This is a genomic window from Pantoea sp. SGAir0175, from assembly GCF_043547855.1.
Genome location: NZ_CP028081.1, coordinates 189,896 through 213,434, shown reverse-complemented (window position 1 = coordinate 213,434; position 23,539 = coordinate 189,896). Strand labels below are relative to the sequence as shown.

Below are 23,539 nucleotides of genomic sequence, written 5' to 3'. Positions count from 1 at the left end.
GCTACTCCATATGATTACGATTGGCGAAGGTAAAGAGATCGCGCAGGCTTTTGCAGTGCAATTTCTCCAGCAAACGGCCTTTGTAAGTTGAAACGGTTTTATTGCTGAGATTCATGCGGTTAGCAATGCGCATGTTATCCAGCCCCTTCAACAGATAAGTGAACACCTGAAATTCCTGCGGTGACAGCGATTCCAGCAGCCGGATATCGGGATGAGTGCTGCTCTGTTCCGGTGGTGCATTAATACCGGCTAACGGAAAGTAGCCATAACCATTTTGTGCCGCCCGAATTGCGGTGATGATTTCCGGCAAATTGTCTTTTTTACTGATAAAACCATTTGCGCCACAGCGAATACTCTGTATTGCATAGAAACTCTGATTCTTACCTGAGACGATAATAATAATACCCGGAAAACTCCTGGCGCGCAGAGTTTTTACGACTTCAATACCATTTATCGAGTGAATATCAATATCCATTACGACGATTTCCGGGTAATGCTGATCAACCAGCTCGAGTGCTTCGCGACCATCATCAGTTTCGGCAATTAAGGTATGCCCTTCTTTTTCAAGTAAAAAAGTTACAGCCATACGCGCCATGGGATGATCGTCGACGACGATAAAGTTCGCCATGATTCATTTCCTGTCAGTAGCCAAATATAAACTTCCTCTATCCAACTATTAGACTAATAAATTCAACAAATAATCAATAATAATCAAATAACAAAACGTAGGCCATGTCCTACACGACACCGATGAACAATCCCATATCTTTGTAAGAACATTAATCGTATGATCTTTATGTCGCAATTAATCACCCTGTAAACAATTTCACAAACCGTCATAAAATAAGAGCACAAAAATGGGAATGGATATTCTGTTCAACACTGGTGACGATAATAAACCCAAAAAAATCATTATTGCGCTAAGCTGCAATTTTGCGCAGACCGGTTTACAAGAGCTTTGCCGTTCACTCCCGGGATGTGAAGTGCAAACGATACTGGGTGCGCCAGAAGCGATATCAGATGAGCTCATGTTTAGTTATGCCGATTTAGTGATTACCGACCTGCCTCGTGATGCGGCAGGTCTGGCAGAGTTACTTCTCATTCCTGAATGGTTCAAAGGCAGCACGTTGATTTTATTGGATGAAGAAGCTAAGGCGATGCGTCGCACACTCCTGGATGCAGACTTCAGTGATGTGGTAATGAAAAAAGAAAAATTAACGACGCTGCATCAGGTAATACATAATCTGCTGCAAGCTAACCCTGAGTCTATTGAAGAACAGTTAATCGGGAAAAACGCCCTCATACGTGAAAAACGCGTTATTTGTGCTTTATTACGCGGAGTGAAACCGTCGTTGATTGCACGGGAAATGGGACTGCACCCACGTGAAATCAGTCGTAGCAAAATTAATTGCCTGGCAAGAAGCGGTTTTTCATCGCTTAATGCCATGCTGGCGTGCGCATCAAGGACATCACAATGATGTCACTTTTAGTTAATAAAATTTTCTTGCGTTAACAGCGCTCGATTTTTGACACGGAGGGAATAATCCGATAACAACAAAATGCTAACTTTAACAGCGCGACAAAATTTTGTTGTAGCAGCATCCTTTCAGGCTTTAATTTCCCCTGCCATGGCGTGTCCAAAACAAATCAGACGTTAAATACAACCTATCCATACATCGCCTGTCTGGTCGAAAAGGAAAAATTTCCCGGCTGCAGGGCTAATCACCAGCCTTAGCTTACACCTTTGCGGCTGCAGTTCCCCCAGCGCCAGCGTGCGCGCGTCATTGAAATCCGTCACCAGCGCCGGAAAATGCGCCATGCCGTTAATCTGCGCCCGGTACTCGCGCATCATGCCGCGTCGCAGGTGCTGCACATCGTTAGTGAGCCAGCGCGGCAGGCTGTTCGCCAGCTGATGCGCTGCCACCGGCCCGCCGGTATAAGCCAGCAAACGCACGCGCGCCTGGCGCGGCGGCTGAATAAAGTGGTGAATGAACCAATCCATGTATGCGTCTTTCATCCCTGCGCTTCCCCTGTGCTGACCGGCTGGCCTCAGGCTATTTTAAGGACTGGCAGGTTTAAGGTTAATGAGACCAGGCCTACGCGCCGGTCAGTGCAGTCTGACAAATGGGGGAGATTCTTAGTCGTTTGGGTTTGGGTTTGGGTTTGCCCTCACCCCGGCCCTCTCCCGCAAGCGGGAGAGGGAGCGGTCCGCTGCGGGCGGGGAATGCCGTGCGTAACTGGGGAAAATAAGGGGCATGAAGCAGGGGGCAAGTGTGAAAAGCTCGCAGACAAAGACTGAAGATGACCGATTGCACCCTGGCGTACCAGCCCGTTCCCTCTTCCCCTACCAGCACCGCCCAGTTCCCTCTCCCCAACCGGCACCGGCCAGTTCCCTCGCCCGCTTGCGGGAGAGGGTTAGGGTGAGGGAAAAACCACTCGACTATTAAAAAATTAAACCGCCTGCGCGCACGCCCATGCCGAGCTCCACGCCCACTGGAAATTGTAGCCACCGAGCCAGCCCGTCACGTCCACCACTTCGCCGATGAAATAGAGCCCCGGCACGTCGCGCGCTTCCATGGTCTTTGACGACAGCTGCGAAGTATCCACGCCGCCCAGCGTCACCTCGGCGGTGCGATAGCCTTCGGTGCCGTTTGGCTGCACGCGCCACTGGTGCAGCGTGGTGACCAGCTCGCTCTGCTGCTTGCTGTTGAGCTGCTTCAGCGTCACGTCCGGAATCTGCTGCAGCTCCTGCAATACTTCCACCAGCCGCTTCGGCAGGATCTTCGCCAGGCTGTTTTTCAGGCTGAGGTTGGGATGCGCCGCGCGCTGCACGTCGATAAAATCGTCCAGCGGCGTCTCCGGCGACAGGTTGACGGTGACAAACTCGCCCGGCTGCCAGTAGCTGGAGATCTGCAGCACCGCCGGACCGGACAGGCCGCGGTGGGTAAACAGCATCGCCTCTTTAAACAGCGTGCCGTCCTGAGCGGTGATGGTGGTCGGCAGCGCCACGCCGGAAAGCGTGTTCAGCTGCTCCAGCAGCGGCTTATGCAGCGTAAATGGCACCAGCGCGGCGCGCGTCGGATGAACGCGCAGGCCAAACTGTTCCGCCACCTTATAACCGAAAGGCGTTGCTCCCAGTCCCGGCATCGACAGACCACCGCTGGCGATCACCAGCTTGTCCGCGCGAACCGCCGAGCCATTCAGCTGCAGCGTATAACCGTCGTCGTCGCGCGCCACGTTCAGCACTTCGCTGCGCAGCCGCAGCGTCACCTGGCCGGCTTCACACTCCTTCAGCAGCAGATCAACAATCTGCTGCGCCGAATCATCGCAGAACAGCTGGCCGAGAGTTTTCTCGTGCCAGGCGATGCCGTGACGATTAACCAGATCGATGAAATCCCACTGGGTGTAACGCGCCAGCGCCGATTTACAGAAATGTGGATTGTGCGACAGGTACGCCGCCGGTTCGGTGTAGAGATTGGTGAAGTTGCAGCGGCCGCCGCCGGACATCAGGATTTTGCGCCCTGCCTTCTTGCCGTTATCCAGCAGCAATACGCGACGGCCCAATTGCCCGGCCTGTGCCGCGCAGAACATGCCGGCCGCGCCTGCACCAATAATGATAACGTCAAACTTTTCCACGGCCATAACCCACCTGATTGAAAGGCGCTGATTGTAGAGATCTGCGGCTTTTCGCGCCAGCGACAAAAAATTGCCGTAAATGTGTCATATTGTAACTTGCTCATTTTGCGGTCTTTTTGCCTTTAATTACCTGCCGGATGACAAATTTAAGACAAAAAAGAGCTATATTTTTCTTTCCCATAGCGCACGTTGTCGCAGATAATGCGCCGCGTTCATGTCCTCCAAAATGGCGTAACGTTTATGCTACATCTGTTTGCTGGTCTTGACCTAAGCACCGGCCTGTTATTGGTTCTTGCTCTGCTGTTTGTGTTGTTTTACGAAGCAATCAACGGCTTTCACGACACTGCCAACGCGGTCGCTACAGTCATTTACACCCGTGCGATGCGGGCGCAACTGGCGGTTGTGATGGCCGGTGTGTTCAACTTCTTAGGTGTGCTGCTCGGCGGTTTGAGCGTGGCTTATGCCATCGTGCATATGCTGCCAACCGATTTGCTGTTGAATGTCGGTTCGGCGCATGGGCTTGCCATGGTGTTCTCCATGTTGCTGGCGGCGATTATCTGGAATCTCGGTACCTGGTATCTCGGCTTACCGGCGTCCAGTTCGCACACGCTGATCGGCGCCATCATCGGTATTGGTCTCACCAATGCGCTGATGACCGGCACGTCGGTGGTGGATGCGCTGAACCTGCCGAAAGTCATCAATATTTTCCTCTCACTGATTCTGTCGCCGATTGTTGGTCTGATCATTGCGGGTGGCCTGATTTTCCTGCTGCGTCGCTACTGGAGCAGCACCAAAAAACGGGCTCGCATCCACATGACACCTGCTGACCGCGAGAAGATCGACGGCAAGAAAAAGCCGCCGTTCTGGACGCGTATCGCGCTGATTGTCTCCGCCATTGGTGTGAGCTATTCGCACGGTGCCAACGACGGTCAGAAAGGCATCGGCCTGATCATGCTGGTGCTGATTGGCGTCGCACCGGCGGGATTTGTGGTGAATATGAATGCCTCCGGTTATGACATCACCCGCACGCGCGATGCGGTGAACCATCTGGAGCAGTATTACCAGCAGCACGGCCAGTCGCTGACGCACATCGTGCAGATGGCGCCACCGGCGGTGCCGACGCCGGAAGAGTCGCTCGGCGGCCCGCAGGAGTTCCATTGTGATAGCTCCCGTGCGCTTGATGCGATTAACCGTGCGCAGGGTCTGCTGGGTAATCTGCAGAGCTACAGCGATCTCACGCCTGACCAGCGCGGTCAGATGCGTCGTCTGCTGCTGTGCATCTCCGACACCGCGGACAAAGCCGCTAAGCTGCCGGAGACCAGCGCCGACGATAAGCGCTTCCTTAATAAGCTGAAAGGCGATCTGCTCGGCACCATTGAGTATGCGCCGGTCTGGATTATCGTGGCGGTCGCGCTGGCGCTCGGCATTGGTACCATGATTGGCTGGCGCCGCGTGGCGACCACCATCGGCGAGAAGATCGGTAAAAAAGGAATGACGTATGCGCAGGGCATGTCGGCCCAGGTAACGGCGGCGGTGTCGATTGGTATCGCCAGCTACACCGGGATGCCGGTTTCGACCACGCACATTCTGTCATCGTCGGTTGCCGGTACCATGCTGGTAGATGGCGGCGGTCTGCAAAGCCGCACCATCAAAAATATCGCGATGGCCTGGGTATTCACCCTGCCGGTGTGTATTTTGCTATCTGGCTCGCTGTACTGGATTGCGCTGAAGCTGATTTAACGCTTCAGCGTTGCAGGGTTCTGTCGTAGTGCGTTGCGAATACAACACAGCGCGCCGCGACAGAACCCGCTCCCCCTCTCAGTGCCAAATCGCTAAGGCGATCAGGCTCACCACCACCAGAAAACACAGCCCGCTGGTCAGAACAAACTGACCACGCACCCGCTCGCAGCGACGAATAAATTCATCGTCGTGATGATCGCGATAGCGTTTCTCCCAGATATAGCGCACCAGCCGCACCTGCTTGCTCGGCTGACCGTGGGACGTAAAGAAACCGGCACCATCAACATACTGATACAGCAACGGATCGCACCCGCGCAGCACCGCCAGCAGTGAGCGCAACGATGAGAAGTAACGCGCCATATTCACCAGACAAACCACACACAGAGCCCAAAAAAGCGCGATAGTGCTGATCATGTTCCCCTCCCGGCTGGAGCCGCAATGACGTTACCTGCAGCGGGGAAAAGCTGCAGACGCCCCACGGGAAATAAGCCAGCCACAGATGAATCGAATTGCATTGTTGTTATGCGGACCTGAGCGCGCTACCCGGACGGGAGTGGCCCTCATTTTCAGTGTAGGAGATCTGTTTAAATTTTTTCCAGCGATGATTTTCGTTCAGCGCGAGCGAAAAAAGCGATAACCCATGATCTGACTCACAGCCGGGCTTCGGTTTGCAGCATTTGCTACCCACTCTGGCTATACTCGGGATATAACAATTATTCACCTGCGTGGCTGACATTGTGGTTGGTGGCGCTTCATCGCCGTTACGCGCAAAGGATTACGCCAGCCGAACGGCAGAAATTCGGGTTGCCCCAGAATCTTGAGAAAGGAGTTTTATCATGGCTTATAAACACATCCTGATTGCAGTAGACCTTTCCCCGGAAAGCCAGTTACTGGTTGATAAAGCGGTATCACTGGCCCGTCCTTATGATGCAAAGATCTCGCTGATTCACGTTGATGTGAACTATTCAGATCTCTACACCGGGCTGATTGACGTCAACCTCGGCGACATGCAGAAGCGTATTTCGGAAGAGACACACACCGCGCTGCGCGAGCTCTCCACCAACGCCGGTTATCCGATTAGCGAAACCCTGAGCGGCAGTGGCGATCTCGGCCAGGTGCTGGTGGACGCGATTAAAAAATACGATGTCGATTTGGTGGTGTGCGGCCATCATCAGGATTTCTGGAGCAAGCTGATGTCGTCGGCGCGCCAGCTGATCAATACCGTGCATATCGATATGCTGATTGTGCCGCTGCGCGATGAGGAAGAGGAATAACCAGTAAAAAAGCCCCTCGGACCGAGGGGCAAAAGACTGCAATAACAGAACAACTACAACATGGCTTAGGGAAATTCCTGACGCTTACGGCTGTTGGTTCAGCGCCACCCGCACCACCACCCGGCGATTCGGCGCGTTACAGGCAATCTGTGCGGCGCGCGATCCTTCACAATACTCCACCACCGGTTCACTGCTGCCCGCACTGCTGGCACGGATCACCGTGGCCGGCAGGCCGCCGTCAATCAGCATCTGGCGTACCGTAGCAGCGCGCTGCTGGCCGAGCTGGCGGTTGGCGCTGGCGTTACCAATCGGGTCGGTGTGACCAATCACTTCGAGGCTTTTCAGCTCGGCGCGATCGCGCTGCAGCTCGGCAATCAGCGCACCGACCGCGCGGCGGCCGGCGGCGGAGATATCGCCAATCGACGATTTGCCAAAGTTGAACAGCACGTCACCGGCCAGCACGTAGTCTTTGTAGCTGCGCGGCGCGAGGTTGTCACACTTCACGACCGATGACGCACGCGACAGCGCGTGGATCTGCTGCTGCGCCCCGTTGAGTTCCCGCTCCGCCTGCTGACGGCTGACCACCTGTGGCTGGCCGGTGGTGACGTTGCCGAGGCGCACAAAGTAGGTGGTGCCGCCGGCAAAGTTGTCGCGCCACGCCTGGGCGCGCTTACCGCTGTAGCGCGGCGCGTCTTTCATGTAATTATCCAGCGAGTGGCTGCCGGGCTTGAGGCAGAAGACGCTGAAACCGCCCGGCAGCAGCGCGGTCTGGAATTCGCCATCGACATACACGTGCGCCGCGTCTTTGCCCGTTTGCGCGAGGGTGCGGTAGTACACCACCTGGGTCTGCGATGCCGGCACGCCGCTCACCGGCTGATAAAGTTCGCCGAACGGTTTCGCCGCCAGTGCGGTATGACTAAAAGTGGTGGAACCGGCCAGCAGTGCGGCCAGCAGGGTAAGGCTGAAAGTTTTCATAACTCCTCCACGGGTGCCCAACAGGGCACCCGATTAGTATTGATGGTTAACAGGTTGAAAAAGCCACGGCTGATTAATGATTATCCAGTTCGACTTTTACCCCCTGCTGTACCAGCAATTCTCCTTCCACTCCGCTGTGTCGATAAACATCGTAAACCTGACCGCCCTGAGTAATCGTGCCGGCAACCTGCGACCAGTCGCCGAGATCGGTGCCGTCTTTGAGTAGATCAGAGAGTGTAATATTTTCGTCCTCAACATTACTGATTGTTACGCGATAACCAGATTCTAAATTGATGTGATTATCAACGTTATTCAAAAATTCTGTTAGATCGAAATAATCCACACTATGATGAATTTCCTGATCAATATTGCTTTCAATGTTTACACCTTGTTCTGAATCCTCTAACGCATAAGAGTCATCATAAGTTGAAATGATCGCATCATCAGATTTGGAACTTGTATTCGATGTCACGGCGTTACCCCATCTTAACTCATCCATTACTAAGCTTGCTATATCCTTGGTAGTTAAGGTAACGTCACCAATATGTTTTCCTGCAGGTGCAACATAATCAAACTGCACCTTATCCCTATAACCGAATGCCTGCACAGACGTCTGTTTAAGTAAGTTACCTTCTGTATCATAAATGTTAATAATGGCTGGGCTAGAATCATAACCGGCAAAGCTTCCCCACCCCGTAAGGTAGAAATGAATGTCTGTCGTTGCGCCAAACTTCAAAGTAACTAAATCGTCATTTACCTGCAAACCATTGGAAGGATTATGAACCCCCCCTGCAGTAATTACTACAACATCCCATTTCCTTGTAATAATTAACCCGCTGTTAAAGTTTTCAGATTTTCCATATCTTCCCGCGGCATGACTATCAAAATTTTCATAGCCTTTTGTTAGGATTACATCTGGGCCTATTTCTATATTCCAGTTAGTGGATTTTGCACTATTACCGGCCTTATCCGTAGCCTGCACATTAAAATTATGCGCCCCATTACTTAATACTGCCGACGGCGTAAACGCCCACGAACCATTCGCCCCTGCAATAACCGATCCCAGCGCTTTACTGCCATCATAAATGGTTACCACACTGTTGGCTTCCGCCTTACCTGACAGCGTCGGCGTGGTGTCATCGGTTTTGCCACCGTTAGCCACGTTACCGGTTTTGCTGCCAGCGTTGTCATACACCGTATCAATGGTCGGGGTGCTGATCACCGTATCAACGGTGATATCCCAGGTCACAGCCTCACCGCTGCTGTTGCCGGCGCTATCGCTGGCTTTGGCTGTGATGTGGTGCAGTCCGTCCGACAGGTCACTGGCCGGGATGAAGCTCCAGTTGCCGCTGCCATTGGCGCGGGTGCTGCCCACCGCTTTGCCATCAATAAAGATGGTTACCAGGCTGTTGGCCTCGGCGGTGCCGTTGAGGGTCGGCCGCTTGTCGTCAGTAAAGCCATTTTTGCCGATGTTGCCCTTAATGCTGCCGACATCATCTTCAATTGTGACAATGACCGGTGCGTTTGGCGCCACGGTATCCACGGTAATGTTCCACGCCGCGGTCTGGCCGCTGGTGTTGCCCGCGGTATCGGTGGCGGTGGCGGTGATGCGGTGCAAGCCATCGGCCAGATCGCTGCCCGGGGTAAAGCTCCAGTTACCGCTGCTATCGGTGCGTACGGTACCGGCAGGCGTACCGTCGATGTATACGGTAACGGTGCTGTTAGCCTCGGCGGTGCCGCTGATAGTCGGCCGCTTATCATCGGTAATGCCGTTGTTCAGCACATCACCGGTGAGGCTGCCGGCGTCATCGTAGACGCGTACAATCGCTGGCAGGTTTGGCGCCACGGTATCGACGGTTATTGCCCACGTCTGGGCACGATAACTGATGTTTCCGGCCGCGTCGGTAGCAGTGGCGCTAAACTCATAGCGTCCGTCAGCCAGATCGCTGCCCGGGGTAAAACTCCAGTTGCCGCTGGCATTGGCATATACCGAGCCTACCGCAACGTCATCAATATAAATGGTCACCAGGCTGTCACGCTCGGCGGTGCCATTCAGCGTTGGCCGCTTATCATCGGTCACGCCGTCGCGCTTAATCTCACCGGTCACGCTGCCAACGTTATCCATGATGCTGGTGAGCACTACCGGATTCGGCGCCTGGGTATCGACAATCACCGGCCAGATCTCAGATGGTGCCGAACTGTTGCCCACCGGATCGGTCATCACCACGGTGAAGTTGTGCGTACCATCGTTAAGCGGCGTAGTCGGGGTAAAGCTCCAGCGCCCATCGTTGCCAACGCTGGCTTCACCAATCGGTGTACCGTTATCGATGATGGTGACCTTATCACCTGGCGTACCGCGACCGGACAGGGTTGGCGTGGTGTCATCGGTATAGCCGCCTTTGCCAATTGGCCCCTGAACCGTGCCGACGTCGTCGCTGACGGAGTCAATCACGCCTTTGTTCGGCGCGGTGATGTCAATCAGCAGATCGAACTGGCTGGTTGGCTCACTTTCGCCGTGTGCTTCAGAAGTCGCCGTTACGGTCAGGGCGTGCGAACCTTCGCTGAGCGCTGTGCCTGGCGTGAAGTTCCACTGGCCCTGCGCGTTGGCGTTTACCTGACCAATCAGCTTGCCGTTGTCATAAATTTTCACCAGCGCGTTCGGCGTCGCGGTGCCGTACAGCGTTGGCGTGGTGTCATCGGTGGCCTGGCCGGGACTCAGATCGCCTTTGACACTGCCGGCGTTGTCTTCCACGCGGGTCAGCGCTACCACCACCGCAGAAGTATCGACGGTAAAGTCAATCGCCCCGCCAATCGGGCCCTGGTTACCGGCGAGATCGACCGGCTGCGCGGTGAAGCTGTGCTTGCCATCCGTCAGCGGCGTGCCCGGGGTAAACGTCCAGTTACCGCTGTCATCGGCGACCGCTCTGCCCAGCTCTTTGCCGTTGTCGCGCACAATTACCGTAGCGCCCGGCTCAGTTTTACCGCTAAAGGTCGGCGTGGCATCGTCGGTGGTCTCGCCGCTGCGAATCGGCCCCTGTACCTGGCCGACATCATCCGTCAGTACCGGATTGATGATGTTGCCTGGCGCCGTGGTATCCACTTCAATCGGATAGACGCCGGTTTCCGGGCTGACGTTGCCGGCAGCATTGGTGGAAGTCGCGCTGATGTTATGCACGCCGTCACGCAGATCGCTGGCTGGCGTATAGCTCCAGTTACCGTTGGCGTCTGCCGTTACCGTGCCCAGCTTAATGCCGTCTGCATAAAGCGTAACGAGGCTGTTCGGCTGTGCGGTACCGTTAATGGTTGGTCGTGCATCGTCGGTGACGCTTCCCTTCTGCACCAGGCCCTGAATGTCTCCTACGTTATCCATTACGCTGGTAATCGCCGGCGCATTCGGCACACCGCCGCTGATCAGGCCAAACTCAAACTTGTCTGACGACTCGCTGACGTTACCAGCGGCATCTACCGCTTCCGCTGTCAGCGCATGGGCACCGTTGGCCAGCGGTAACGGTGGCTCGAAGCTCCAGTTGCCTTTGCCGTCAGTGCGGGTTGAGCCTATCAGCACGCCATTGTCATAAATATTCACCAGACTGTCGGCTTCAGCGGTACCGCGTACCGTCGGTGTCGCATCATCAGTGGTGTCGCCTGCAGCGATTGGTCCACGGCGATCGCCCTGATCGTCATACACTTCAGTGATCGCTGGCTTATTCGGTGCCTGCGTATCCACATTCACTACATAAGGATCCGACGGCTTACTGCTGTTGCCCGCCGGGTCGGTGATCACGGTTTCAAATTTGTGCTCACCGTCGTTGAGCGGAGTTTCCGGCGTGAAGGTCCACTTGCCATTCTCGCCAATTACCGCGCTGCCGATGGTTTCACCGTTATCGATAATGGTTACCACGTCGCCCGGTTTACCGCCGCCAGTCAGCGTTGGCGTGGTATCGTCAGTCGCGCCGCCGTTGTCCACGGTGCCCTGCTCTGTACCCACGTCATCACGGACATCCTCAATACCCGCGTTGTTTGGCGCCGTGATATCAATAGTGATATCGAAGGCGGCTGTGGCCTCACTCTCGCCGTGTGCCGGCGTGGTGGCGGTCGCCGTCAGGCTGTGCGGCCCTTCGCTCAGCGCAACGCCAGGCGTAAAGCTCCAGCTGCCGTCTTTGGCTGCCACCGTGCTGCCAATCAGCTGGCCATTGTCGTAAATTTTCACCAGCGCGTTGCCGGTTGCGGTGCCTTTCAGGGTCGGCGTGGTGTCATCTGTCACCTGACCGGACGTGAGATTACCGGTAATGCTGCCCGCATCGTCATACACCTGAGTGATAGCAATCACCACTTTGGAGGTGTCGACGGTGAAGTCAATGGCGTCAGTTTCCGGCCCTTTGTTACCGGCCTTATCCACCGGCTGAACGGTAAAGCTGTGGTCGCCATCCGCCAGCGGCTGATCCGGCGTGAAGCTCCAGTTACCGTCTTTATCAGCTACCGCGCGACCCAGTTCATTACCGTTATCGCGCACGATTACCGTGGCGCCCGGCTCGGTTTTACCTTTAAAGGTGGGCGTCGCGTCATCGGTGATGTCGCCGCTGTTAATCGGACCCTGCACCAGGCCAACGTCGTCAATCAGCTGATTACCTTTGCTGGCTTCTGGCGCGGAGGTATCGATATCAATTTGATACGCCCCGGTTTCCGGACTGATATTACCGGCCGCGTTAGTGGCGGTAGCGGTGATGTTGCGCACACCATCCGCCAAATCGCTGTCCGGCGTAAATGACCAGTTCCCGGCGCCATCGGCCTGGGTGCTGCCCACAGCTTTGCCATCAACCAGCAGCGTAACGATGCTGCCCGGCTGGGCGGTACCGTTGATGGTCGGACGCGCGTCGTCGGTCAGACCGCCTTTCTGGATTGCACCCTGAATGTCACCTACGTTGTCCATCACGCCAGTGATAGCCGGTGCCGTTGGCTTACCGCCGGCTGCCAGCGAGAAGTCAAACTTCTCTGATGGCTCGCTAGCGTTGCCCGCCGCGTCGATCGCTTCCACGGTCAGCGAGTGTGCGCCATTGACCAGCGGTTTGCCCGGTTCGAAGCGCCAGTTGCCCTGCCCGTCAGCGCGCACGCTACCGATCAGTTCACCGTTGTCATAAATCTTCACCAGGCTGTTGGCTTCCGCAGTGCCCTTCACGGTAGGAATGCTGTCATCGGTGGTATCACCGGATTTCAGCGCACCGGTGCGATCGCCCTGGTCATCAAACACTTCGGTAATCGCTGGCTTGTTCGGCGCCTGCGTATCAACAGTCACAATGTACGGATCGGACGGCTGGCTGCTGTTGCCGGCCGGATCGGTGATCACGGTTTCAAATTTATGCTCGCCGTCGTTGAGCGGGGTTTCCGGCGTGAAGGTCCACTTGCCATTCTCGCCAATTACCGCGCTGCCGATGGTTTCACCATTGTCGATAATGGTCACCACATCGCCCGGCACGCCTTCACCTACCAGCGTTGGCGTGGTGTCGTCAGTAATGCCACCGTTGTCGACCGGGCCCTGCACCGTGCCCACGTCATCCAGGACGCTATCAATACCGCCCACGACTGGCGGGGTCAGATCGATGGTGAGGTCAAAAGGTGACGACTCGGCGCTGGTTCCGGCGACGTTTGTCGCCGTAGCCGTAAAGTGATGTTCACCTTCCGCCAGCGCAACATCTGGCGTAAAGCTCCACTCGCCTTTGTAGTTGGCTTTTGCGGAACCGATGAGCGTGCCGTTGTTATAGATGTGAATCAGCGCGTCTGGCGTCGCCGAACCGTTGAGGGTTGGCGTGGTGTCATCGCTGACCGCACCGCTGGTCAGGTTGCCCGTGACAGAACCCGCATCGTCATAAACGCTATTGATGGTCACCAGCACCGCAGAGGTATCGACAATGAAGTCAACTGGCTGGCTTTCCGTACCTTTATTACCGGCTTTATCAACTGGCTGCGCAGTGAAGCTGTGATCGCCATCCGCCAGCGGCTGGTCCGGCGTAAAGCGCCAGTTGCCGTCTTTACCGGCGACCGCGCTGCCAATCGGCTGGCCGTTGTCGCGGATAATAATGGTCGCACCCGGCTCGGTCACACCGCTGAAGGTTGGTTGCGCGTCATCCGTAGTGTCGCCGCTATTAATCGGCCCCTGAATGTCGCCAACGTCATCCGTCAGCTGATTATCGCTGCTGGCATCAGGCGCGGTGGTGTCAATCACAATCGGGTAGAGTCCGGTTGACGGGCTGATATTACCGGCCGCGTTGGTCGCGGTAGCACTCAGATTACGCAGCCCTTCGGCCAGGTCACTATCTGGCGTGAATGACCATTTGCCTGCGGCATCCGTCAGGGCGGTCCCCAGCACTTTGCCATCGGCATACACGGTGACTACGCTGTCTGGCTGCGCGGTACCGTTAATGCCAGGACGAACGTCATCGGTCACGCCGCCTTTTTCAATTGCGCCCTGCACATCTCCGACGTTGTCCACTACGCCAGTGATCGCCGGTGCGGTCGGCGCGCCGCCGGCCTGCAGCATGAAGTCAAAGTTGTCGGACGGTTCGCTAACGTTACCGGCCGCATCAACCGCTTCCACAGTGAGTGAATGCGCGCCGTTCAGCAGCGGTCGGGTTGGCGTGAATTCCCATTGGCCTTCAGCATTCGTGACAGCTGAACCCACCAGTTGGCCATTGTCATACAGGTTGACCAGGCTACCCGGCTCCGCTTCGCCGCGCACGGTCGGCTGGGCGTCATCCGTCACCTCACCCGGATTGAGTGCACCCTGCTTATCACCTTGATTATCATATACTTCTTTAATTACAGGTTTTTCTGGCGCCTGCGTATCCACGATAATGGTGTAATCGTCAGACGGTGAGGATTCATTACCTGCCGGATCTGTCACGATGATGCCGATATTGTGTTCGCCGTCTTCCAGCGGCTCTTCCGGGGTAAATTCCCACTTGCCATCGTCACCGATCACGGTGCTGCCGATTGGATTACCGTTGTCGATGATAGTCACTACGTCACCCGGTGTGCCGCCACCGCCGATGGTCGGCTGCGTGTCGTCGGTTGATTCGCCGTTTTCGATAGGCCCGGTTTCGTTACCGACATCGTCAATGATATCGCCGATTTCCGGTTTCGCGGGTGGGGTGGTATCCACGATGACAGTGTAAGGATCGGACGGTTCGCTGGTGTTACCCGCCGGATCGGTGATTACGGTTTCAAACTTGTGTTCACCGTCGTTGAGTGGCGTTTCTGGCGTGAATTCCCACTTGCCGTCATCACCGATGACGGTACTACCGATGGTTTCGCCGTTATCAATAATGGTCACCACGTCACCCGGCGTGCCGCCACCAACCAGCGTTGGCGTGCTGTCATCAGTCACCTCGCCGCTTTCAACGGGTCCCTGAACGCTACCTACGTCATCCTGCACCTCGTCAATGCCGTCATTGCCTGGGGCAGTGATATCAATGATCAGATCAAACGGTGCGGTCGGTGCGCTGACGCCATTGGCTTCGGTCGTCGCCGTGGCAGTAAAGCTGTGTTCGCCTTCATTCAGCGGCTCCGCTGGTGTAAATGACCATTCACCCTTGTAATTTGCCAGCGCGGAGCCAATCAGCTCACCGTTGTCATAAATATGGATCAGCGCACCTGGCGTCGCTGAACCATTGATGGTCGGCGTAGCATCGTTAGTCACGCCACCTTTTTGCACGTAGCCAGCTTCGCCTGCGTCGTCATAGACGTTGATAATCGTCACTTCAACACCAGAGGTATCGACGATGAAGTCGACTGGCGCGCTTTCTTCACCTTTGTTACCGGCGTTATCTACCGGTTGCGCAGAAAAGCTGTGATCGCCTTCGGCCAGCGGTTGTTCCGGGGTGAATGTCCAGTTACCGTCTTTGTCCGCGACAACGCGGCCAATTTCTTCACCGTTATCACGGATAATCACCACAGCGCCCGGCTCAGTTTTACCGTCAAAGGTAGGTGTGGCGTCATCAGTGGTATCGCCACTGTTAATCGGCCCCTGAATCGCGCCGACATCATCAGTCAGGGTGTTGTCGCCGCTATTTTCTGGCGGGGTAGTGTCAATGATAATCGGATACACGCCGGTCTGCGGACTGATGTTGCCCGCCGCATCGGTAGCAGTAGCGGACAGCTGATGTTCACCTTCAGCCAGGTCCACTTCCGGTGTAAAGTGCCAGCGGCCGTTTTCATCAGCGGTGGTGGTGCCCAGCAGCACATCACCGTCATAAACGGAAACGGTATAGCCTGGCTGCGCCGTGCCATGCACGGTTGGGCGGGTGTCATCGGTGACACCGTTTTTCGCGACGTTGCCCTGAATATCACCCACATCGTCCAGCACACCAATAATCGCCGGCGCGCTTGGCACACCACCGGTGATCAGGGTGAAATCAAAGCTGTCAGACGTTTCGCTGACGTTACCCGCCGCGTCAGTTGCTTCTGCCGTGAGAGAGTGTCCGCCATTGCTGAGCGGTTTGTTCGGAGTAAATTCCCAGTTGCCTGCGGCGTCTGCACGCGCGGAGCCAATCAGCACGCCATTGTCATACAGGTTAACAATGCTGCCAGCTTCAGCCTCGCCTTTTATGGTCGGGAGCGCATCATCGGTCGTATCGCCCGGCTGCAGTTCACCCTGCTGTTCACCCTGATTGTCGATAACCGCAACAATACGCGGCTTATCCGGTGCCTGGGTATCAACAATAATGGTGTAATCATCTGATGGTGCAGACTCGTTGCCGACCGGATCGGTGATGATGATACCGATGTTGTGCTCACCATCTTCCAGGGGTTGTTCCGGCGTAAACTCCCACTTGCCGTCATCACCCACGACAGTGCTGCCAATCGGCTTGCCGTCATCAATAATGGTTACCACGTCGCCAGGCGTGCCGCCGCCGCCGATGGTAGGTGTCCTGTCGTCGGTGCTACCGCCGTTGTCTACCGGTCCGACAATGCTACCCACGTTGTCAGTGACTTCACCAATGCCCGGATTTACCGGTGCCTGCGTATCAATAGTGATGATGTGAGGAGCAGAGGGCAGGCCGATATTACCGGCACGGTCGGCAGCAACCACGGTGAATGCGTGCTCACCATCAGCCAGTGCCGTTGCAGGGGTGAAGGTCCAGTTGCCGTTGGCATCAGTCAGTGCTTCACCGATTTTTTCACCGTTGTCGTAGATCGATACGGTACTGTACGGTTCCGCTTTGCCGGAGAGGGTCGGCGTATTGTCATCGGTGGCCTCGCCGTTGCCAATCAACCCGGTGAGCGAACCGTGATCGTCGAATACGCTGTCCAGCGTCGCCTGTGCTGGCGCTTTGAGATCGATAATTAGCTCAAACGGTTCGGAAGGCTGGCTGGTGTTACCCTTACCGTCGCGTTCAATCACCGTAAAGCTATGGTCGCCTTCAGCCAGCGCCGTGCCTGGCGTAAATGTCCAGTTACCGTCCTGATCGACAATGGCTTCACCAATTTTTGTGCCGTTATCCCAGATCTCAACAGTATTACCAGGATTGGTGCCGGTGCCGCTCAGAGTTGGCGTCGCGTCATCGGTATAGTCGCCGCTGGCCAGCGGTCCCTGAATGGCGCCCACGTTATCCGTCACCGCATCAATGGTTGCGCCTCGCGTGAATACCGGATCAGGCAGATTCCCGCCTTCACCCTCACCTGACTTACCGTGATCTTTTTTGTGATTGTGATAAATGATGCCTGCCGCTGCACCAATAGCGCTGAGTAAACCCAGGCCTAACAACATCGGATTAATCAGACCATTTTCGGCAATCAGCAGATTATCCAGCCCCGGGACGGAATCTGACCCGAGTACCAGCGCTGAATAATCGCCATCAGCAAGCGCTGCAGCTTCGTGATCATCACGCGCATCAGAGGCGATGTATTCATGGAAAGCGTTATCTTCTGCTTTACCAACCAGCTGGCCAGGGTAAACAAAAAAATCCTCAATGATGAGGTCGGGTTTATCCAGATCGCCATCCTCCAGGATAACCCAGAGACTTTTGCCTACGCGCTTGACGGTGATGTTTTCAGGTGCAACACCCTTCTCACCTTCAGCAAGGATATATTTCCCATTGGCAATGGCTTTGATTTTTACTGGTTTTCCATTTTTACCGTTGCGAAGCACCTGCGCTTCGACAACCGTTTTTTTGTCTACAACGGCGACATTAACGGGGATGGCGTTCATAATTTATTTAGTCCATGTATTTTAATAGTCACGCTAAACAACCAGGTTAGCGTTGAGAAATTTCCCGGATGAGAGAGCACAATGAAAGCCCCATCCTTAACGCGGAAATAATATCAACAAGGACTGCACTTTCTTATTGAGACATGTCGCAAAACAAATCCAGATAAAAAATACAGATAATTAATTTTATCAATGACTTAAATAAATATTAAGATTAATCTCTTAGGGGAAAAATCTTATATAGCCGGATGTTTATCAGTAATTTCACCCTTAAAAACAAAAAACATAAAAATAGCAACACTGATATCAAAAAAAATAACGGAAATATACTTGATGGGTTAGCATAAGTCTGGAAGGAGTGAATTTCCGGGCGGAAGACAGTAAAGATATGAGTTTTAACCAGTTAACTTATGGCTATGCACAATCCACGTTATGCATCGTCATGATATGAAATTATATGGCTTGCAGCGACGCGATGATTCACGCCGCTAAGCCATAGTGACTGCTTACGACAACGGCGGATAAATATCAAAACGGTGGCTTTTGGTCACCACCGCCGATTGGGTGGCGACGCCGGCCAGCGGCGGTGCGTAATCCGGGCGCTTCACCACGATGCGCTTCTTCGCCAGACGGCGCGCCGGTTCGAGCAGCGCATCGGCATCCTCATCCGGCCCCACCAGCGACTGAAACACCCGCATCTCCTTCTTCACCAGCGCGCTTTTCTGCCGGTGCGGATACATCGGATCGAGATACACCACGTCCGGTGCCGGCGTAATATCACTCAGCGCCTGCTGGCTGACCACATGCAGCAGCGTCAGGCGCTCGCGCAGCCAGCCGCCGATCTCCGCATCTTCATAACCACGCCGCAAACCATCTTCCAGCAGCGCCGCGACCACCGGATGACGCTCCAGCATACGCACGCGACAGCCCAGCGCGGCCAGCACAAAGGCATCACGCCCCAATCCTGCCGTCGCATCCACCACGTCGGGCAGATAATCCCCTTTGATGCCCACCGCTTTCGCCACCGCTTCGCCGCGTCCGCCGCCAAATTTGCGCCGGTGCGCCATCGCGCCGGAAACGAAATCGACAAAGATGCCGCCAAGCTTTGGCTCATCCACTTTACGCAGCTCCAGATGCTGAGCTGTCAGCACCAGCGCCAGCGTGGCGCTGTCGTCCTGCTCCAGCCCCCAGCGCTGCGCCAAATGTAATAAGGCGCCGTCTCCGGCGCCTGTTTCATCCACTAAACCGATCTTCACAAGCAGGTTTATCCCTGAATTCCGTAGTGTTCCAGCATCGCATCCAGCTGCGGTTCACGGCCGCGGAAGCGTTTGAACAGCTCCATCGGCTCTTCGGAACCGCCGCGCGTCAGGATGTTGTCGAGGAACGACTGACCGGTCTGACGGTTGAAGATGCCCTCTTCTTCGAAGCGCGAATACGCATCGGCAGCCAGCACGTCGGCCCACAGATAGCTGTAATAACCCGCCGCGTAGCCACCGGCAAACACGTGGCTGAAGGCGTGCGGGAAGCGGCCCCACTCCGGACTCGGCACCACGGCAACCTGCTTTTTCACTTCACGCAGGGTTTCGAGGATTTGCGCGCCCTGCGCCGGATCAAACTCGGTATGCAGACGGAAATCGAACAGGCCAAACTCCAGCTGACGCAGAATGAACAGCGCCGCCTGATAGTTCTTCGCCGCCAGCATTTTATCCAGCAGCGCTTTCGGCAGCGGCTCACCGGTTTCGTAATGGCCGGAGATGAACGCCAGCGCTTCCGGCTCCCAGCACCAGTTTTCCATAAACTGGCTCGGCAGCTCGACCGCATCCCACGGCACGCCGTTGATGCCGGACACGCCCGGCGCTTCGATGCGCGTCAGCATGTGGTGCAGGCCGTGGCCGAACTCGTGGAACAGCGTGGTCACTTCATCGTGAGTGAACAGCGCCGGTTTGCCCTGGACCGGACGGTTGAAGTTACAGGTCAGGTACGCCACCGGCTTCTGCAGGCTGCCGTCGGCTTTACGCATCTGACCGACGCAGTCATCCATCCACGCGCCGCCGCGCTTGTGCTCGCGCGCGTAAAGGTCGAGGTAGAAGCTACCACGCAGCTCGCCGCTCTCGTCGAACAGGTCGAAGAAACGCACGTCCGGATGATAAACATCCACGTCGGTACGCTCTTTGGCGGTGATGCCATAAATACGCTTCACCACTTCAAACAGGCCGTTCACCGCGCGTGATTCCGGGAAGTACGGACGCAGCTGTTCGTCGCTGATGGTATACAGATGCTGTTTCTGCTTCTCGCCGTAATAGGTGAGATCCCACGGATTCATCTCATCCACGCCAAACTCTTTTTTGGCGAAGGCACGCAGCTGCGCCAGCTCTTTTTCACCCTGCGGGCGCGCGCGTTTGGCGAGGTCGTTCAGGAAGTCGATCACCTGAGACGGGCTTTCCGCCATTTTGGTTGCCAGCGATTTGTCGGCGAACGAGTCAAAGCCCAGCAGCTCGGCCAGCTCGTGGCGCAGCGCCAGCTCTTCCGCCATGATTGGGCCATTGTCCCATTTACCGGCGTTCGGGCCCTGATCGGAGGCACGGGTGGAATAGGCGCGATACATCTCTTCACGCAGCGCGGCGTTGTCGCAGTAGGTCATCACCGGCAGATAGCTCGGGATATCCAGCGTCAGCAGCCAGCCTTCCTGCTGTTTGGCTTCCGCCTGCGCTTTGGCTGCGGCCAGTGCGCTCTCCGGCATTCCCGCCAGTTCAGCTTCGTCGGTGATCAGTTTGCTCCAGCCCATGGTGGCGTCCAGCACGTTGTTGCTGTAAGCCGATCCCAGCTCGGAGAGGCGCGCGGCGATCTCGCCATAGCGTTTCTGTTTCTGTTTATCGAGGCCGATACCGGACAGCTCAAAGTCGCGCAGGCTGTTATCCACCGCTTTCTTCTGCGCGGTATCCAGCTGTGCGTAGCTCTCGCCCTCACGCAGGTTGCGATACGCCTGATACAGGCCTTCGTGCTGACCCACCCAGGTGCTGTATTCGGACAGCAGCGGCAGCGTCTGCTCGTAGGCTTCGCGCAGTTCCGGGCTGTTTTTTACCGAGTTGAGATGGCTGACCGGCGAGAAGATGCGGCCCAAGCGATCGTCCACTTCCGCCAGCGGCTGGACTAAATTTTCCCAGGTGTAAGGCGCGCCCTGCGCCACTACGCGCTCCACCGCCGCGCGACAGTCGTTCAGCGCTTCAGTTACAGCGGGAACCACGTGCTCAGGTTTGATGGCGGAAAAAGGCGGTAGCGTAAAAGGCGTGAGTAACGGATTGGTCATAAGCGCAGTCCTTTCATCATGGAGTGGGGCCGCGCGCAGGGGCGCGACGCAATTTTACTAACATGCGGCCAGACGAGGGGAAAATCAATGCCACCCGCAAGGGCAGAGAGAAAAACGCGCGATGAATCGCGCCGCTACAATAAGTGCACGTATCAGTAGCGGCGCGATCTAGCGCGCAATGTTGAAAAAAAAGCCCGCCAGACGGCGGGCCAGAGGTTATTTGATGGTCAGCTGATAATGGATCACATCATACGGCGCGACCCACGGTGGCAGCGGCTCGCGCTCGTAAATATCTTTCGCCAGCGCCCAGCCTTCCACTGCGCCGCCTTTACCAGTCAGCGACATGCCTTCCTGCAACAGTGGCGGCAGGCTGTCGTTGAACGGCACCTGATCGTGCGAAAAATCGTTGATTACCTTGCCGCTCAGAGTGGTGACGCGGACACTGACCGCTGCCTGCTGGTCCGGCAGCAGTTTGCCTTTGACGCTTTTCACCGCAAACCACTGCATGCCGAGATCTTTCTTCAGCGCTTTACGCTTCGCCACTTTCTTGTCCAGCTGCGCGTAACCTTTTTCAATCAGTGCGTTCAGTCCTTTGCCAATGGAGGCCTGCATAGTGGCGTAACGGCGCGCCATCTCTTCGCCATCAAGTAGCGAATCACCGCTTTGCAGCTGGGTGGTTAAGCCGGCAATCAGCTGATCCATACTGATGCTGAGGCCGATGTCTTTGACCATCTGCAGCTGCACCACCGCATTGCTGGCGATGAACTGACCCAGCGTGTAGCCATCGCGTTCGGCATCGCTCTTCGGGGCAGAAAGTTTCGGCGCGGCGGCCGGTTGCTGCTTCGCCGCCTCCAGTTCCCGCGTCAGCTGCGCCAGGTTGTGCGCCTGCTGCTGTTTTTCGCTATCCAGCGCGGCGAGTTGTTTTTCACGCTCGGCCTGCTGCGTCTGCAGCGCGGTGAGCTTCTTCTCGCTTTCCGTCTGCTGTGACTGTAACGCTTTCAGCTGTTTGTCGCTTGCAGTCTGCTGCGCGGCCAGTTTTTGGGCGCTCTCAGCCTGTTGCGCGCTGAGCTGCTGTTTGGTTTCAGCCTGTAATGCCGCCAGCTTTTTATCGCTTTCCGCCTGCTGGGCGCTGAGCTGCTTTTTGCTCTCAGCCTGCAGCGCCGCCAGCGCCTTGTCGTTTTCTGCCTGTAGCGCCGCCAGTTTTTTGTCGTTCCCGGCCTGCTGGGCGCTGAGCTGTTTTTTGCTCTCAGCCTGCAACGCCGCCAGCGCTTTCTCGTTTTCGGCTTTCAGCGCTTTCAGCGCGTCGACGCTCTGGGTGGCCGCTGCGCGCGCGTCGCTGAGCTGTTTCGTCAGCTGGGCGCTGCCGGCGCTTTGCTGCTGCTGAGCCTCTTTCAGCGCCTGCTGCAGCGTGGCGATGTTTTTCTCCTGCTGCTGCTTCTCCGCGCTGAGCGCTGCCAGCTTTTTATCGTTCCCGGCCTGCTGGGCACTTAGCTGCTTTTTGCTCTCAGCCTGCAGCGCCGCCAGCGCTTTCTCGTTTTCGGCTTTCAGCGCTTTAAGCGCATCGGCGCTCTGGGTGGCCGCCGCGCGCGCGTCACTGAGCTGCTTCGTCAGCTGGGCGCTGCCGGCGCTTTGCTGCTGCTGTGCCTCTTTCAGCGCCTGCTGCAGCGTGGCGATATTTTTCTCCTGCTGCTGCTTCTCCGCGCTGAGCGCTGCCAGTTTTTTATCGTTCCCGGCCTGCCGGGCGCTGAGCTGCTTTTTGCTCTCTGCCTGCAGTGCCGCCAGCGCCTTGTCGTTTTCCGCTTTCAACGCTTTAAGCGCATCGGCGCTCTGGGTGGCCGCCGCGCGCGCGTCGCTGAGCTGTTTCGTCAGCTGGGCACTGCCGGCGCTTTGCTGCTGCTGTGCCTCTTTCAGCGCCTGCTGCAGCGTGGCGATGTTTTTCTCCTGCTGCTGCTTCTCCGCGCTGAGCGCTGCCAGTTTTTTGTCGCTGGCAGCCAGCTGCGCCTTTAACGCATCGTCCGCTTTCACCGCAGGTGCCGCAGACAGCTTTTCGAGTTCCGCCACGCGGAGGCGCAGACGCGTCAGTTCCGCACTGTGATCGGGCGCTGTTGCGGCTTTTTTCTCTGCCTTGCTGACGGTTTTCGCCGCCGGTTTAGCGGCCGGTTTTGCAGGTGGCTGTGGTTTTGCTGCCGGTGCCGGCGGCAGGGTGCGCGCTGCTTCGCTGAACGCGCGCAGCATGTCATCATCAGCCGCTGACGCGGCCTGTCCGGGTAGCAGTAAGGCCGCGCTAATCAGCACCGCCAGCAGATGACGCTGTGTCATCAAAACCTCCAGTCGCGGCTCCTTGCCGCTAAGAAACAAAAGGCCTCATCTCAATATGTTAATTGAGATGAAGCCATCCACCGC

The 23,539-nt window shown here is 56.2% G+C and carries 12 protein-coding genes; 3 read left to right on the top strand and 9 right to left on the bottom strand.

Annotation, left to right across the window (positions count from 1 at the left end):
• Nucleotide 1: 1 nt before the first annotated feature.
• Nucleotides 2-628 carry a response regulator gene (locus tag C1N56_RS00940; RefSeq protein WP_021508111.1) on the bottom strand — a complete coding sequence of 209 codons (627 nt, stop codon included), beginning with the start codon at nt 626-628 and terminating at the stop codon, nt 2-4.
• Nucleotides 629-857: 229 nt separating this feature from the next.
• On the opposite strand from C1N56_RS00940, the gene C1N56_RS00935 reads away from it, so the two are divergent.
• Nucleotides 858-1,478: a hypothetical protein gene (locus C1N56_RS00935; RefSeq protein WP_021312984.1), complete on the top strand. Its 621-nt coding sequence runs from the start codon at nt 858-860 to the stop codon at nt 1,476-1,478.
• A gap of 176 nt (nt 1,479-1,654) precedes the next feature.
• On the opposite strand, the gene C1N56_RS00930 is transcribed toward C1N56_RS00935, so the two are convergent.
• Both C1N56_RS00930 and C1N56_RS00925 read right to left on the bottom strand, forming a co-directional pair.
• A complete protein-coding gene (locus tag C1N56_RS00930; protein ID WP_136548270.1) occupies nt 1,655-2,002 on the bottom strand; it encodes a hypothetical protein in 348 nt (115 codons plus the stop codon).
• Nucleotides 2,003-2,451: 449 nt separating this feature from the next.
• A complete protein-coding gene (locus C1N56_RS00925; RefSeq protein ID WP_394517437.1) occupies nt 2,452-3,636 on the bottom strand; it encodes a BaiN/RdsA family NAD(P)/FAD-dependent oxidoreductase in 1,185 nt (394 codons plus the stop codon).
• Nucleotides 3,637-3,876: 240 nt separating this feature from the next.
• Between C1N56_RS00925 and pitA the strand changes: the two genes are divergently transcribed.
• On the top strand, nt 3,877-5,376 hold the full coding sequence (gene pitA, locus C1N56_RS00920; RefSeq protein WP_021508108.1) for an inorganic phosphate transporter PitA: 1,500 nt from the start codon (nt 3,877-3,879) through the stop codon (nt 5,374-5,376).
• A 78-nt stretch (nt 5,377-5,454) separates the two neighbouring features.
• Here pitA and uspB read toward each other — a convergent pair whose 3' ends face one another.
• The gene (gene uspB, locus C1N56_RS00915; protein WP_010618665.1) at nt 5,455-5,790 is read right to left on the bottom strand and encodes a universal stress protein UspB; all 336 of its coding nucleotides are present in this window, start codon (nt 5,788-5,790) and stop codon (nt 5,455-5,457) included.
• Between the two features lie 422 nt (nt 5,791-6,212).
• Here uspB and uspA point away from each other — a divergent pair, with 422 nt between their 5' ends.
• Nucleotides 6,213-6,650 (top strand): universal stress protein UspA, encoded by a 438-nt coding sequence (gene uspA / locus C1N56_RS00910; protein WP_021508107.1) that lies wholly within the window; start codon nt 6,213-6,215, stop codon nt 6,648-6,650.
• An 84-nt stretch (nt 6,651-6,734) separates the two neighbouring features.
• Here the strand turns inward: uspA and C1N56_RS00905 are convergent, their stop codons facing one another.
• From C1N56_RS00905 to C1N56_RS00885, 5 genes are all read right to left on the bottom strand, one after another.
• Entirely contained in the window at nt 6,735-7,625 is an 891-nt protein-coding gene (locus C1N56_RS00905) for an OmpA family protein (protein WP_058775176.1), read from the bottom strand.
• A gap of 73 nt (nt 7,626-7,698) precedes the next feature.
• Entirely contained in the window at nt 7,699-17,829 is a 10,131-nt protein-coding gene (locus tag C1N56_RS00900; RefSeq protein ID WP_394517012.1) for an Ig-like domain-containing protein, read from the bottom strand.
• A 506-nt stretch (nt 17,830-18,335) separates the two neighbouring features.
• Nucleotides 18,336-19,085, bottom strand: a complete 750-nt coding sequence (gene rsmJ, locus C1N56_RS00895) for a 16S rRNA (guanine(1516)-N(2))-methyltransferase RsmJ (RefSeq protein ID WP_021508104.1) — start codon at nt 19,083-19,085, stop codon at nt 18,336-18,338.
• 8 nt (nt 19,086-19,093) lie between these two features.
• Nucleotides 19,094-21,136: an oligopeptidase A gene (gene prlC / locus C1N56_RS00890; RefSeq protein WP_058775174.1), complete on the bottom strand. Its 2,043-nt coding sequence runs from the start codon at nt 21,134-21,136 to the stop codon at nt 19,094-19,096.
• Nucleotides 21,137-21,352: 216 nt separating this feature from the next.
• Nucleotides 21,353-23,455 (bottom strand): hypothetical protein, encoded by a 2,103-nt coding sequence (locus tag C1N56_RS00885; RefSeq protein WP_394517011.1) that lies wholly within the window; start codon nt 23,453-23,455, stop codon nt 21,353-21,355.
• Between the last annotated feature and the right edge of the window lie 84 nt (nt 23,456-23,539).